Annotated in this window: 12 protein-coding genes and 2 pseudogenes; 7 read left to right on the top strand and 7 right to left on the bottom strand. The window is 73.7% G+C overall.

Annotated features, from left to right (window positions below):
• Positions 1-93 precede the first annotated feature (93 nt).
• Complete coding sequence (locus IPZ69_RS02695; RefSeq protein WP_235451995.1) at positions 94-678, top strand: Rv1733c family protein; 585 nt, start codon at positions 94-96, stop codon at positions 676-678.
• Positions 679-715: 37 nt separating this feature from the next.
• Here IPZ69_RS02695 and IPZ69_RS02690 read toward each other — a convergent pair whose 3' ends face one another.
• The gene (locus IPZ69_RS02690; protein WP_235451994.1) at positions 716-2074 is read right to left on the bottom strand and encodes an 8-oxoguanine deaminase; all 1359 of its coding nucleotides are present in this window, start codon (positions 2072-2074) and stop codon (positions 716-718) included.
• A 103-nt stretch (positions 2075-2177) separates the two neighbouring features.
• On the opposite strand from IPZ69_RS02690, the pseudogene IPZ69_RS02685 reads away from it, so the two are divergent.
• From IPZ69_RS02685 to IPZ69_RS02675, 3 genes and pseudogenes are all read left to right on the top strand, one after another.
• Positions 2178-2509 (top strand): annotated as a pseudogene (locus IPZ69_RS02685) (acetylxylan esterase); the annotation flags it as partial.
• A 132-nt stretch (positions 2510-2641) separates the two neighbouring features.
• Complete coding sequence (locus IPZ69_RS02680; protein WP_235452013.1) at positions 2642-3823, top strand: serine hydrolase domain-containing protein; 1182 nt, start codon at positions 2642-2644, stop codon at positions 3821-3823.
• A 130-nt stretch (positions 3824-3953) separates the two neighbouring features.
• A complete protein-coding gene (locus tag IPZ69_RS02675) occupies positions 3954-4697 on the top strand; it encodes a GntR family transcriptional regulator (protein WP_235451993.1) in 744 nt (247 codons plus the stop codon).
• Here the strand turns inward: IPZ69_RS02675 and IPZ69_RS02670 are convergent.
• Positions 4675-5433 (bottom strand): class I SAM-dependent methyltransferase, encoded by a 759-nt coding sequence (locus IPZ69_RS02670; RefSeq protein ID WP_235451992.1) that lies wholly within the window; start codon positions 5431-5433, stop codon positions 4675-4677. The genes IPZ69_RS02675 and IPZ69_RS02670 overlap by 23 nt on opposite strands.
• A 100-nt stretch (positions 5434-5533) precedes the next feature.
• Here IPZ69_RS02670 and IPZ69_RS02665 point away from each other — a divergent pair, with 100 nt between their 5' ends.
• Positions 5534-5932: a nuclear transport factor 2 family protein gene (locus tag IPZ69_RS02665; protein WP_235451991.1), complete on the top strand. Its 399-nt coding sequence runs from the start codon at positions 5534-5536 to the stop codon at positions 5930-5932.
• 220 nt (positions 5933-6152) lie between these two features.
• Here the strand turns inward: IPZ69_RS02665 and IPZ69_RS02660 are convergent, their stop codons facing one another.
• A complete protein-coding gene (locus tag IPZ69_RS02660) occupies positions 6153-6887 on the bottom strand; it encodes a nuclear transport factor 2 family protein (RefSeq protein WP_235451990.1) in 735 nt (244 codons plus the stop codon).
• A gap of 371 nt (positions 6888-7258) precedes the next feature.
• Between IPZ69_RS02660 and rho the strand changes: the two genes are divergently transcribed.
• On the top strand, positions 7259-8404 hold the full coding sequence (gene rho, locus IPZ69_RS02655) for a transcription termination factor Rho (protein ID WP_235451989.1): 1146 nt from the start codon (positions 7259-7261) through the stop codon (positions 8402-8404).
• Between the two features lie 25 nt (positions 8405-8429).
• Here the strand turns inward: rho and IPZ69_RS02650 are convergent.
• Both IPZ69_RS02650 and IPZ69_RS02645 read right to left on the bottom strand, forming a co-directional pair.
• Positions 8430-9416, bottom strand: a pseudogene (locus IPZ69_RS02650) (alginate lyase family protein).
• Between the two features lie 155 nt (positions 9417-9571).
• Positions 9572-10177, bottom strand: a complete 606-nt coding sequence (locus IPZ69_RS02645; RefSeq protein WP_235451988.1) for a GOLPH3/VPS74 family protein — start codon at positions 10175-10177, stop codon at positions 9572-9574.
• A gap of 178 nt (positions 10178-10355) precedes the next feature.
• Between IPZ69_RS02645 and IPZ69_RS02640 the strand changes: the two genes are divergently transcribed.
• Complete coding sequence (locus IPZ69_RS02640) at positions 10356-11498, top strand: D-alanyl-D-alanine carboxypeptidase family protein (RefSeq protein ID WP_235451987.1); 1143 nt, start codon at positions 10356-10358, stop codon at positions 11496-11498.
• On the opposite strand, the gene IPZ69_RS02635 is transcribed toward IPZ69_RS02640, so the two are convergent.
• Together IPZ69_RS02635 and mptB are read right to left on the bottom strand one after the other, a co-directional pair.
• Positions 11381-12598 (bottom strand): glycosyltransferase 87 family protein, encoded by a 1218-nt coding sequence (locus tag IPZ69_RS02635; protein WP_235451986.1) that lies wholly within the window; start codon positions 12596-12598, stop codon positions 11381-11383. The genes IPZ69_RS02640 and IPZ69_RS02635 overlap by 118 nt on opposite strands.
• Positions 12595-13989 (bottom strand): polyprenol phosphomannose-dependent alpha 1,6 mannosyltransferase MptB, encoded by a 1395-nt coding sequence (gene mptB, locus IPZ69_RS02630; protein ID WP_235451985.1) that lies wholly within the window; start codon positions 13987-13989, stop codon positions 12595-12597. The genes IPZ69_RS02635 and mptB overlap by 4 nt, the downstream gene beginning before the upstream one ends.
• Positions 13990-14068 lie beyond the last annotated feature (79 nt).

Raw genomic sequence — 14068 nt, 5'->3', positions numbered from 1 at the left:
TCGCACGCGCAGGCGGTGAGCGGGGAGCGGTGGGGCCGGCCCCGGCAGGGGCCGCTCCGGCTCTCGGGCTCCGGTGACGCCGAGGAGGTCGGGATGCGAACCCGGGTTCGTGGCTGGCGCTGGCGGTACAACCCGCTGCGGCGCCGGTCGGACGTCGTGGAGGCATGGACGGCGCTGGTCGTCGCCGTGCTGCTGGTGGTGGGCGCGCCGCTGGCCGGGGCGCTCGCGGGCCTGTGGGCCCATGGCCAGGCGCGGACGCTCGCCGCCGCGCAGCGGGCCGAGCGGCATCACGTCCGCGCCCAGGTGATCGGTGACCGGACCGACCGGCTCCCGGCGGTCCAGGGCGGCCGGGAGCGCGCGTTCCGGGCGCCGGTGCGCTGGACGGAGCCGGGCAACGAGACGCACACGGCCCTGGCCCGTGTCCCGGCGGGAGCCCGGCAGGGTGACGTGGTGGACGTGTGGTTCGATGCCCGCGGACGCGGGGTCGCCCCGCCGCCCAACGAGGCGGCCGTCTGGCAGCACACCGTCACCGTCGGCGTGTGCGCGGCCGGCGGAGCGGCGGCCCTCGCCCTCGTCGCGCACGGCGTCGTACGGCGCGCCTCGCTGCGCCACCGCATGAACGAGTGGGAGCGCGACTGGGCCCACACGGAGCCGGAGTGGACACGCCGGGAGGCGTGAACAGGGCACCGGGGGGGCACACCAAGTACCGCGGCAGCTAGGCCCGTTCCTGCCAGCGCCGGGCGATCCGCGCGTGGGCGCGCAGCGCGTCCGAAAGGGCCGGCAGGTTCGGCTCCGAGCGGTCGACCAGGACCCGTCCCGCCACCACCGTCGTCCAGGCCCGGGCGGGCCCGCAGCGCAGCCAGGTCTCGACGGGGTCGCTGAGCGCGCCCGCCAGGGCGACCTCGTGGAGGTCCCAGACGACGAGGTCGGCGCAGGCGCCCGGCCGCAGGTGCCCGAGTTCGTCGGCGCGGCCCAGGCAGCCGGCCGAGCCGCGGGTGGCGATGTCGAGGGCGTCCCGGGCGCTCATCGCGCCGGGCCCGCCGCGGTAGCGGGCCAGCAGCAGCGCGCCGCGGGTCTCCAGCCACAGCGAGGCGTGGTCGGTGGAGGCGGAGCCGTCGCAGCCGAGGCCGACGGGCATCCCGAGGCCGCGCATCTCGGTCACCCGGGCGGTGCCGCCGCCGATCAGCATGTTGGAGCTCGGGCAGTGGGCCACGCCGACCCCGGCGGCGGCGAGTCGGCGCAGTTCGTCGTCGTTCGGGTGGATGCAGTGGGCGACCCAGGCGCGGTCGGTCAGCCAGCCGCAGTCCTCGAAGTACTCGACGGGCCGGCAGCCGTAGGTCTCCCGGCAGTACGTGTCCTCGTCCCGGTCTTCGGCGAGGTGCGTGTGCAGCCGCACGTCGTACCGCTCGGCCAGCTCGGCGCTCGCGGTCATCACCTCCTTGGTCACCGAGAACGGCGAGCAGGGCGCGAGCGCGACCCGGACCAGGGCTCCCGGTCGCGGGTCGTGGTGGGCGCGGACGAGCCGCTCGCTGTCGGCGAGCACCTGGTCGGTGGTCTGGGTGACGCTGCGGGGCGGCAGTCCGCCGTCCTCGACGGAGCGGGTCATCGAGCCGCGTGTGGCGTGGAAGCGGAAGCCGATGTCGCGGGCGGCGCGGATCTCGGCGTCGACGAGGCCGGGCCGGGGGTGGACGTAGAGGTGGTCGGTGGAGGTGGTGCAGCCGCCCATCAGCAGCTCGGCCATGCCGACGTAGGCGGAGACGTACGCGGCCTCCTCGTCGAGGTCGGCCCACAGCGGGTAGAGCGTGGTCAGCCAGTCGAACAGGGAGCCCTGGACGGCGGGCGCGTAGGAGCGGGTGAGGTTCTGGTACATGTGGTGGTGGGTGTTGACCAGGCCCGGTGTGACGAGCCGTCCGGCCGCCGGGACGACCCTGCGGGCCGTGGGCTCGCTGCCGGCCGTGCCGACGGACGTGACCCGGCCGTCCGACAGGGCCACCCAGCCGCCCGGGATCTCCCGCTCGCCGTCGACGACGAGCAGTCCGGCGTCCTTGACCAGCAGATCGACCGCGGGCGTCATGCCTGCATCGTAGGCCCGCGCCCGCTCGCGGGCCTGGAGACCGCTCCGACTGCCCACGTACGGTGTGATCGATCCGCGCCTCACCTCGCAAAGGCGGCTGCCGATGGCCCTGTTCGGCCTTCCTCTCGGCGAGCTCCGCGCGTACCGCAGCGAGTCCGTGGAGCCCGCGGACTTCGACGCGTTCCGGTCCAGGTCCCTCCGCGAGGCCCGCGAGCACGACCTGGACGCCCGCTTCGAGGCGGTGGACAGCGGCCTTTCCACGGTGTCGGTGTACGACGTGACGTTCGCCGGGTTCGGCGGGGGCGGCACGGCCGATCCGGTGGGCGGCGCTCCGGCGTACCCCGGCTTCATGACGCGGGGCCTGGACGCCCCGACCAGCACTATTACCGGCGGATGTTCACGGACACGGTGCGGGCGATCGAGGCGGCCCGCACCACCGGGTGGCCGAGCTGCGCCGGCTGCGGTCGTACGCCTGAGGGTCTTCCCTCCGGTCCGACCAGTCGGTACGTTCTGGGGCCCGGGGCCGCGGCGTCGCGGCCCGAAGTCCCGGCGGACGACGGAGGGCCGATGTCGGAGCAGGAGCAGCAGGAGAACGAGTCACCGGTGCACGGCCACTGCGACCCACGCTTCACGGCGGTCCGGGAGGCGTTCGAGGAGAACTTCCGGGACCGGGGCGAGCTGGGCGCCGCGGTGTCGGTGAGCGTCGACGGCGAGCCGGTGGTGGACCTGTGGGGCGGCTGGGCGGACGCGGCCCGTACCCGGCCGTGGGAGCGGGACACCCTGGTCAACGTCTGGTCGACGACGAAGGGCCCGGTGGCGCTGTGTGCCCATCTCCTGGCCGACCGGGGGCTGTTGGATCTCGACGCGCCGGTGGCCGATCACTGGCCCGAGTTCGCCGCGGCGGGCAAGGAGAAGGTCCTCGTCCGGCATCTGCTCTCGCACCGCTCCGGCCTGTCCGGTCTGCGCGAACCGCACTCGCTGGAGGAGCTGTACGACTGGGAGCTGACGACCGCGCGGCTCGCGGCGACGGAGCCCTGGTGGGAGCCGGGGACGCGGACGGGCTATCACGCGCTCACCTACGGCTTCCTGGTCGGGGAGGTCGTGCGGCGGGTCTCGGGGCTGCGGCCGGGGGCCTTCCTGGCGCGGGAGGTGACCGGGCCCCTCGGGATCGACTTCACCGTCGGCCTACCGGAGGAGGAGTCCGGCCGGGCGGCCGAGCTGGTGCACGCACCGGCCGGCCGGAGCAGTGAACAGGCCGCGATCTTCAGCCAGTTGACACCCACGGCGATCGCGGCGCTGGCCAACCCGATCGTGGGTGCGGCCGAGGCCAACTCACCGCGCTGGCGGGCTGCCGAGATCCCCGCCGCCAACGGGCACGGCACGGCGCGGGCCGTCGCGGCGCTGTACGGCGTCCTCGCCGGGCGCGGATCCCACGGCGGCCGGCGCGTCCTGTCCCCCGAGGCGGCCGAGCGGGTCCGCGAAGGGCAGGGCAGTTGCCGCGACCTGGTGCTCGGGGCCGGTTTCGAGAACGACACGGAGATCGCGCTGGGCGTGTGGCTCAGCGGATCGAACGGTTCGTACGGGCCCAACCCACGGGCTTTCGGACACGACGGCTTCGGCGGCTCGTGCGGGCTCGCCGACCCGGAGGCCGGTGTGTCGCTGGGCTATGTGATGAACCGGATGGGGCCTCGTATCGCCGACGACCCACGAAAGATGGCGCTGGTCGACGCCGTGTACGGGGCGCTGTGAGGCGGGGACCGCGCGGTCCGGTTTCGGCCGAAACGGCGGGCCGCTCTTCCCTGATGGTTTAGACCAATGCTAGATGTGGTCGCGCAATGAGCCCGCACGGCTACGTCTTGTGACCAACAGGAGGCGCGGCATGGCCCGCACCACCCCCCACGACCACCCGCAGACGGAGGATCGCCCTCTGTACTGGCGGATCGCGACGGAGTTGCTCGCCGAACTGCGCGAGGGGGTGATTCCGCCGGGCGAACGGCTGCCGGGTGAGCGGCAGTTGGCCGCCCACTTCGGGGTGAGCCGGGAGACCGTCCGGCAGGCGCTGGAGGTGCTGCGCCGCGACGGCCTGGTCGCCACCGACCGGCGGGGCAGCCACGCCAACCTGTCGGGGCACCCGATGGAGGACCCGGTGTCCCTCGCCTTCCCGGTGGGGGCACGGACCGCCGACCCGTGCGCGGTCGACCGGGCCACGGTGACCTGGGAGACGCCCCCGCCGGAGCATGCCGAGGCGCTGGGGCTCGCCCCGCACCGGCCGACGCTGGTGCACCGCTACGAGTCCGCCGCGCCCGACGGCCGCACCCTGCGCGCGGCGGTGACCTCCTTCTCGGCGGTGGCGCTGTCCGAGGTCGAGGAGCTGGGCCGGTACCGGGACCGCGCCGACGGCGCCGCCGCCGCACAGTTGCGCCGGGCCTACGACTGGATGCGCAAGGCGGGCCTGTCGCTGCACCACCGGGACTCCATCACCCAGGTCGCCGACGCCGCCTCCGTACGGGTGACCCGGCGCGTGCACGACCAGTACGCCCGCCCGCTGGAGATCACCGACCTCGTGGTCGACGCCCAACAGGACGCGCTGGTCTACGAGTTCACAGTCCCGGCGGCGAGCTGACCGGGGCGCCCGGCACCCGGGCCAGCACGAGCCGGACCCGGGGGCCGCCGTCGGCGCGGTGCCCGAACTCGGGCAGGGTGTGCAGGTCCACCGTGAATCCGGCCCGTGCCAGCTCGTCGAGCACACGACCGAGCCGGAAGGCCCGGTAGTACATGACGAAGGGGGGCCGCCACACGGCGTTGCGCACCCGCATCACCGTGTCGAAACCGAACAGCATCCAGTACCCGGGGCTCGACGGCCGGGGCGGCGCGAGGACGGGGAACGCGAAGCCGCCGCCCGGCCGCAGCACGGACCGGACCTGGGTGAACAGCCCCGGCAGCTCCCGCGGCAGGAAGTGGCCGAAGGCCCCGAAGCTCACCACCAGGTCGAAGGCCGGCGCGAAGGGCAGGGCCCGCGCGTCGCCGCGCACCCAGGCGATCCGCGGCCCTCCGGGGCCGGGGTGCGGGGCCTGCCGGGCCACGTCGAGCATGCCGGCGCTGAAGTCGACGCCCGTGACGCTGCGGCCGCACACCCGCGCCAGCACGTCCACTCCGGCGCCGGTGCCGCAGCACAGGTCGAGCCCGTCCTCGAAGGGGCCGAGCCGGTCGAGCGCCGCCGCGACGGACTCCAGCACCGAGTCCGGCGTACGGAACGGGGTGTGGTCGAACTTCGGGGCCAGCAGGTCGTAGCCGCGCTCGACGGACGACAGTGCCTGGACGGCGAGTTCGCGCAGGCTCGGGCCTTCGGGGCTGAACATGCGGTCAGCCTAGGTGACCGGGTCGTTGCGGTGGACAGCGTAAGAGCGGGTGATTACTCTCATCGGCATCTACTCAACAAATTGACTATGGGGTGATCCGATGCGCGCGTTCCGCGAGGCGGTCGAGGCGGGCGACCTGGACGCCGTCGAGGCGCTGCTGGCCGAGGACGTCGTCTTCACCAGCCCGGTCGTCTTCAAGCCGTATCCGGGCAAGGCGATCACGGCGGCGATCCTGAACGGGGTGTCGCGGGTCTTCGAGGACTTCCGGTACGAGCGCGAGCTCGCCGGCGCCGACGGCCGCGACCACGCGCTGGTGTTCACGGCGCGGGTCGGCGACCGGCAGCTCAGCGGCTGCGACTTCATCCACCTGAACGAGGACGGTCTGATCGACGAGCTCACGGTCATGGTGCGTCCGCTGTCGGGCGCGCAGGCGCTGGCCGAGGCCATGGGCGCCCAGTTCGACCGGATCCTGAAGGAGGCCGAGGCGCGCAACGCCTGAGCCTCACCCGGACCGGCACTGAGCGAGCCGCTGAGCAGCACCTCGTGGCCCCGCACGCGCACGGTCGTGGCGTCGGTGACCGGACGCAACCGGGCCCCGCCCCTGCCGATACCGCGGCCGCGCACCTCGTCGGCGTACGCGGTGTGGCGGGGGCCGGTGGCGATCTCGGCGGGGCCGGGCTCCTCGCCGCCGACCGGGGTGCAGAGGAACAGGACGTACTTCATGACCGCTCCTGACGGGTGCGGGCGCCGAGCGGGACGGACACGTGTTCGTGGGCGATGAGCCACTTCGGTCCGACGTCGCGGTAGCCGGTGGTGACCCGCAGCAGCTCGTCCAGCGGCTCCCCGTCCGTCCGGGTGGCGCGGACGCGGACGAGCGCGTGGGCGAAGGCGATGCTCTCGTCCACCTGGAGGTGGAACTCCAGCACCTCGCGGGTCACGGGTCCGGTGACGTCGGCGAAGACCTCCTCGACGCTCTTGCGGAAGGCGTCGAGCCCGTGCAGCGGCCGGCCGTCGGCGAGGTGGAACGCCGCGACGTCGGGGGTGTAGCAGGAGAGCAGCCGGTCGACGTCGCGCTCGCGGGCCGCCTCGGTCAGTTCCTCGTCGAGCCGGCGGATCTCCTCCCGCGCGTCCACGTCGTCCCAGAACGGCCGGACCTCCATGGCCCCGACGGTCGCCACCGGGTGCTTGGCGGCGGCCTCGAGGGCCTCCTCCAGGCTGTCGCACTCCAGGACGTCGAAGCCGGCGACGTACTCCTTCGTCTCGGCGAACGGGCCGTCGGTGCGCAGCACCTCGCCGCCGCGCACCCGCACGGTCACGGCCTCGGCGGGCCGCCGCAGCCGGTGGCCGTGCAGACGCACCCGGCGGTCGCCGAGTTCCTCGACCCACGGTTCGACGGGCGGCATCGCCGAGGCGTCGGCGGTGTCGTCGCCGCAGACGAGCAGCATGTACTTCATCGTTCCTCCCGGTGTTCCTGAGCTTCCTACATCCCACCGACGAACGGGGCCGGGCCGGATCGACACCCCGCCGGAACGGAATAGGCCGCGCGGACGCCGTGTTGACGTGTTGACGTGTTCGCGGACATGCCGCTCGGTCGAGTGGTACTCTGCGGTCAGCACTTGTGCACGCCCCCCTGTGGGCGCCGGTGCCAGTTTCTCCCTCATCGCGCTGATCCGGCCGTCGTCTCGAACGGCCAGGCGCGTTGGTCTTCCCACAACACCTCTTGTCCGAGGTGACGTTCCCGCCGCCCGGAGGCACGTCCGTACGCCTCCCGCTCGCGGCCCCTTCCCCCTCTTTCTCATGCCATCCGTCCGTGAAAGGACCGTCCATGACCGCCACACTCGAACACCCTCAGGTGGAGCAGCAGTCGGCGCCCCGGCTCGTCACCGGTGTCCTCGACATCGACGCGAACGGGAAGGGACAGCTGCGCGCCGCGAACTGCCTGCCCTCCCCCTCCGATCCACAGGTCGGCCCCGCGCTGATCCGCCGGCACGGCCTGCGCAAGGGCGACCTCGTCGAGGGCGTCCGCGGGCCGCAGCGCTCCCTCACCGAGGTCGCGCGCGTCAACGGGCGTACGCCCGACGAACTCCGCGGCCGCCGCCACTTCCGCGACCTCACTCCCCTGCACCCTCGCGAGCGGATCCGTCTGGAACACCCGGCATCGGGCCTGGCCGGACGCGTCACCGACCTGTTCGCTCCGGTCGGCAAGGGCCAGCGCGGGCTCGTCGTGGCCCCGCCCAAGACCGGCAAGACCGTGCTGCTCCAGCAGATCGCGGCGGCCGTCGCCGGCAACCACCCCGAGTGCCGCCTGATGGTGGTGCTGCTCGACGAACGCCCCGAGGAGGTCACCGAGATGCGGCGCTCCGTGCGCGGCGAGGTGTACGCCTCCACCTTCGACCGGGCGCCCAAGCAGCACATCGCGCTCGCGGAGCTCGTCGTCGAACGGGCCAAGCGGCTCGTCGAGGACGGCGAGGACGTCGTCATCCTGCTCGACTCCCTGACCCGGCTGTGCCGGGCCCACAACAACGCGGCCGCCGCCGGTGGCCGCACCCTCAGCGGCGGTGTCGACGCGACGGCGCTGCTCGGCCCCAAGCGGTTCTTCGGCGCCGCCCGCCACGCCGAGGAGGGCGGCTCGCTCACGATCCTCGCCACCGCCCTGGTGGACACCGGCTCGCGCGCCGACGGCTTCTACTTCGAGGAGCTCAAGAGCACCGGCAACATGGAGCTGCGCCTGGACCGGGAGGCGGCCTCCCGCCGGTTGTTCCCGGCCGTCGACCTCGACGCGTCCGGTACCCGCCGCGAGGAACTCCTGCTGTCCCCGGCCGAGTTGGCGGTCGCCCGGGGCCTGCGCCGCGCGCTGCGCTCCCGGGACGGCGGCCCGGCGAACCTGGAAACCCTGCTGGAGCGGATGCGCGAAACCCCCGACAACGCCACGTTCCTGCGCCGCGTGCAGCCGACGCTGCCGACCGGCTAGCCGGGGATTTCGCCTGCGTCCGGGCCTACTTGGGGTTGTCGGCGTGGGTCAGTGTCTCCCAGGCCACGAAGTAGCCGTCCGTTCCCGAGGGGCGGTGCGCCTCGGTGAAACGGCGGGTGTTGTCCATGGCCACGCCCATGCGGTTGTGCAGCGCGTTGTAGGCGACCTCGGTCACCGGTCCCAGGCCGGTGTGCAGCGTGCCGCCGCACAGCCAGGACGGGACCGCCGCGCCGAGCTCGTACTTGGTGTGGAAGCCGAGCGCGTACCGCAGCCGGTCCTTCACCTGCGGATAGAGGTCCTGGCCCTGGATACGGGAGGTCTCCACGACGTGCGCGGCGGCCGCGATGCCCCAGCCCGTGTGCCCGAAGTCCCGGCAGGTCTCCTGCGCCAGGCCGTCGGCGAACGTGGCAGGGAGACCGCCTTGCCGTAACTGGCCCTGTCGTCCAGGTGGACGGAGATGCCGACGGCGGCGTCCATCATGATCAGTTCCCAGTTGCCGTTCTTCTTCGGCGCACCGGCGATCACCTTGGGCAGGTACACCTCGCGGAGCATCTTCGCGAAGCGGGGCTGGTTCGACCAGCCGCCGGTGTAGGCGTACTTGACGATCTCGGCCGCGCGCGGCCAGACCGAGCCCGCCCAGCCGGTCTGCAGGGGGGCGTTGCTGTTGGTGTGGTCCTTGATCCTGGCCGACCAGGCGTCCATGATCTCGATCGCCTTCCTGGCGTACCGGGTGTCCCGGCCGACGTACCGGATCAGCGCGTCCGTGTAGGCGGCCACGGCGTCCTGCCGCTCGTCCGAACACCCCAGGTCGGGGCGGGAACCGCTGCCGCGCTCGACAGTCCAGCTGTGCCCGGCTGTTGAGCACTCCCGGGTGGGCGAACCGCGCGGGCGCCGCGGGCCGGACCGGCGCGGCCGATGACGTCGTGGTGGCCGGGGCGGTACCGGCGCCGTGCGCGACACCCGCTGACGACGGGCAAGACCTGCCGCCACCCCCATGGCGATGGCGAAGCACCCACCGTTGCGTGGTCGACGAAGACGCGGGGAACGTACGACTCCCGCGACTCACTCGTCAATTCGCGCCACAGCACGGCGGTTGGGGCCCGCGAAGTTCACCGCCCGTTCAGGACCAGGCCGTCGGCGCACCGGGCCGGGAGGTGGGCCCGCCCGTCACTCGCCGCGCCAGACGTTGTCGAAGGCGGCCTTCTCGATGGCGCGCCGCTGCCGTACGGCCTCCAGTTCCAGGAGCGCGTCGTCGACCGTGGCGAGCACGGTCTCCACGTCCGCGTTCTCCACCCCCGAAGTGTCCCCGGTTGTCTTCTCACCGATCCCGACAGCCGCCGCCAGGGCCACCAGGACGGGCTCCCGCGAGGCCCACCGCTGCGCCGCCGCGTGGCGGTCGGGCGAGTCGGCCAGTTCCGTGCGCCCCTCCCGGAACGGCAGCCAGCGGTGCCGCTGCCGCGCCAGCTGCCCCTCCTTCTCGAAGGCGGCCACATACGCCGAGGCCAGGCCACGGCCCCGGCGCCACAGCCAGTCCTCGACCGACTCATGCGGCCGCTCCCGGACCAGCGCCTCGTCGGCCTGCCCCAGCAGACGGTCGGCCGTGGCCACCCGCATACCGGGCACGATCAGGTCGTCCTCCAGCGTGACGGCCTCGCCGGTGAGGAGGTCGATCAGCTCGGCGCCCGCCAGCGCGAGCGACAGGTCCCCCTGTTCCACGGGGCGGCTGGGCGACACGTCCATGGCGGTGAACGTCAGGTCCCGGGCTGTGGTCATGAGGACACTCCACCTCACAGGCATCGGTACGGCAACGCCGAGCCTAGGGAGTGATGACGGCGGTCGCACCCGATGCGGCCCCGCGTCCCGCGCCGTCAGTGCGGCATCCGGGTTGCTCGCGTCCACCGTCCGGCCCGGGCACCGCGCCGCACGACGACTCCGTTTCTAGGTTGATCATATGACGATCGGATTCTCTTCCCGGGTGCTCGTGTCGGCCTGTGCCCTCGGGGTGGCGGGCGTCCTGATGATCACGCCCGCCGCCGCCGGCCCCCGCACCGGGGCGACGGTGCCGCAGCCGTCGGTCCTCTACCGGTCCGGTACGCAGGTCAGGCCACTGCCCGGGGCGCCGGAGGTCCCGGACGTCTCCGCGCTGTCGTGGCTGGTGGCCGACGCCGGCACCGGCGACGTGCTGGCCGCGCACGACGCGCACCGCAAGCTGCCTCCGGCCAGCACGCTGAAGACCCTGTTCGCCCTCACCGTGCTCCCGACCCTGCCCGGCGGCATCCAGCACACGGTGCGGGCGGAGGAGCTGGCGGGTGTCGGCGAAGGCAGCAGCCTGGTCGGCGTCGAAGAGGGGCACACCTACCGGGTGGCCGACCTGTGGCGGGGAGTCTTCCTGAGCTCCGGCAACGACGCCGTGCACGTGCTGGCCTCCCTCAACGGCGGCTGGCACACCACGGTGACCCGGATGCAGGCCAAGGCCCGCGACCTGGGCGCCCGCGACACCCATGTCGTCTCCCCGGACGGCTACGACGCGCCCGACCAGGTCTCCTCGGCCTACGACCTGGCCGTCTTCGGCAGGGCCGGGCTGCGCAACCCGGACTTCGCCCGCTACTGCTCCACCGCCTCGGCCCAGTTCCCCGGCGAGGCGGGGACGTTCGGCATCGAGAACACCAACCGGCTGCTGACCGGCGAGGACGGCGTGGCGCGGTACCCGGGTCTGATCGGCATCAAGAACGGCTACACCAGCGAGGCCGGCAACACGCTCGTCGCCGCCGCCCGCCGCGGCGGACGCACACTCGTGGTCACGGTGATGAACCCCCAGGAGGACGGCGGGCTGACCGTCTACGAGGAGGCCCGCGGGCTGCTGGACTGGGGCTTCGGGGCGGCCGGCCGCGTCGAACCGGTGGGCTCGCTGGACGGCCTGCGCAGCGCGGCCCGGCCCAGCGCCGCCGCGGCGGTGGCGGCCGCCGCGACGACCGGTCAGGACGGGGAGTCCGACTGGCCCGACACCGGCGTCATCGCCGGCGCCGCCGGGCTCGGCGCCGGAGCGCTGGTGCTGGCGCTGCGGGGCAAGAGCGGCAGGGCGTCGCGCGACTGACCCGTCGGCAGCCCCAGCAGCAGCCCCAGCGTGATCCACGTGTACGTGTTGCTGCCGAGGAACCCGTCGATGCCGCCCGCGTTCTCGAACCAGAGCCACACCACACTGGTGCACATCAGCGCGTACAGGACGCCCGCGACCCGCGCGTGGCCCGCGCGGACCAGCACGGCGAAGGACGGCAGCAGCCACACCAGGTGGTGCACCCAGGTGATCGGGCTGATCAGACAGGCCGTCAGACCGGTGAGCGCGAACGCGGCGATCCAGTCCTCCGCCTCCACGGCCCGGTGCACCCGCCACGCCCACACGCACAGGACGAGCAGGACGGCCGTCGCCCAGAACGGGCGGCCGGGTTCCCCCAGCCGGGCCAGCACGCCCTGCAGCGACTGGTTGGAGACGTAGTCGAGCCGGCCCACCCGGCTGGTGTCCCACAGCGCCTTGGTCCAGTAGAAGCGCGAGGCTCCCGGATCGACCCAGGCAGCGAGCGCCGTCGCGCCGATCGCCACGGCGGTGGCGACAGCGGCGGCCCGCCACCGGCGGGCGAGCAGCAGCAGTCCGATGAAGACGGCCGGGGTGAGCTTGATCGCGGCGGCGAGCCCGATCCCGGCGCCCGCCCAGCGGCCCCGCCCGGTCGCCAGCAGCAGACAGTCGCCCAGCACCAGCGCCAGCAGCAGGACGTTCACCTGGCCGAAGCTGAAGGTGTCGCGGAGCGGCTCGAACAGCGCGAGGGCGCAGGCGGCCAGGGACCAGCCGTACCAGCCGTACCGGCGCCACTCGGGTCCGGCCAGCACGCGCAGGGCCACGGCCAGCGCGACCAGGTTGAGCAGCAGCGCCACCACGACCGCCGCGTGCCAGCCCAGCACCGCCATCGGCAGCATGCCGACCGCGGCGAACGGCGGGTAGGTGAAGCCGTACGTCGTCCCGGGCACCAGGTAGTCGTAGATGCGGCCGCCGTGGTGGGCCCAGGCGTCCACGGTCCCGTAGTAGACGCGCAGGTCGAACCAGTCGCGCAGCAGCGGCACGGTCGCCGTGAAGGCCGCGACGGCGGCGGCGAGGACGAGGACGAGGGCCAGGCGCCCTCGTTCGGTGCGGGGCCCGCTCATGCCGTCCGTCCCAGCGCCGGGGCCTGCGCCGCCTGATGGGCCTGCCACAGGACGACCACGCCGAGGACACCTCCGGAGACGGCGAGCACCAGTTGCCCCGTGTCGGCGGGGCCTCCGCTCGGCAGGACGGCGAGCGCGAGCACTCCGGCCAGGGCCGCCACCCGGTGTCGTACCGACGTGTTGGGCGCGGCGGCCGCGATCAGGAACAGCCCCCACAGCACGTACCAGGGGCGGATGGCCGGGCCGAACACGGCCACCGTCAGCAGACTGAGGCCGAGGGCGTACACCGGTCTGAGGCGGAGCCGCAGCCATATGAACAGGACGGCGACGGCGGTGACCGCGAGGCCCAGCAGGTGCCAGGCCGGGACGGCGAGCGGCGCGAGGTCGCTGCCCAGGTGGTCGAGGAGCGCGCCGGTGGCGCGGCCCAGCAGGCTGGTGAGCGCCCAGTTGTGCGGGGACACCGGGGTGTCCAGGGCGCGGATCCAGCCGTAGCCCGTACCGGCGACGGCCGTCGCCACCACGGTGGTCGCGGCGGCGGCGGCCGTCGTCGTGAGGACGGCGCGCAACGGGTGGCGGCCCGCGCGCGCCTGGACCGCCACGACGGCGAGGAGGCCGAGCGCGGCGGGAGCCTTGACCAGGGCGGCCAGGGTGACGAGGACGGCGCCCAGGACGGGCCAGCGGCCCAGGGCCGCGGCCAGTCCGACGCCGAGCAGCCCGAGCATGATCGCGTCGTTGTGGGCGCCCGCGACCAGGTGCAGCAGGACGAGCGGGTTGAGGGCGCCCAGCCACAGGGCGGCGGCCGGGTCCGCGCCGCTGTGCCGGGCCAGCCGGGGCAGGGCGGCCGCCATCAGCGCCACCCCGAGGAGGGCGACGAGTCGCATCCCGAAGAGCCCCGCGGGCAGTTCACCGCGGGTGAGGCCGGACAGGGCGGAGGCCACGGCGAGGAAAGCCGGGCCGTACGGGGCCGCGGTGTTCTGCCAGACCGGGGCGACCTCGTCGGCCAGCGGTCCGCCCAGCTGGGCCGGCCCGTGCGCGTACACGTCCATGTGCGCGTCGACCATGGCGCCCTGCGCGAGGTAGCTGTACACGTCCCGGCTGAACAGCGGGGGCGCGAGCAGCAGCGGGGCCGCCCAGACGCCGAGCACGAGCAGCAGGGAGCGCGGGGTCGGCGGCTCGGAGCCTCGGACCAGGCGTCCGAGCAGCAGCCAGGCCGCTATCAGCAGGACGACGCCGAAGTACACCCCGACCAGGCCGAGGGCCCGTTGGGCGGAGGCGGGGGCCAGCAGTTCCCGGACGGGTAGCGCTCCGGCCGTCTCACCGCCCAGGGCGAGAGAGGCGGTACCGGCCAGACCCAGTATCTGGCAGCGGCGGAGATCGACGGGAAAAGCCATGGCCAACACTCGGAAAGCGTGTCAAGGCCGGGTGGCCGGAAAGCGACGTGCCGCCCTCTGGAGAGCGGCCTGCGCGTGA

Source organism: Streptomyces olivochromogenes (assembly GCF_021538895.1).
Taxonomy (GTDB): domain Bacteria; phylum Actinomycetota; class Actinomycetes; order Streptomycetales; family Streptomycetaceae; genus Streptomyces; species Streptomyces olivochromogenes_A.
The sequence above is the reverse complement of the archived record's forward strand: the minus strand, read 5'-3'. Positions and strand labels throughout refer to the sequence as shown.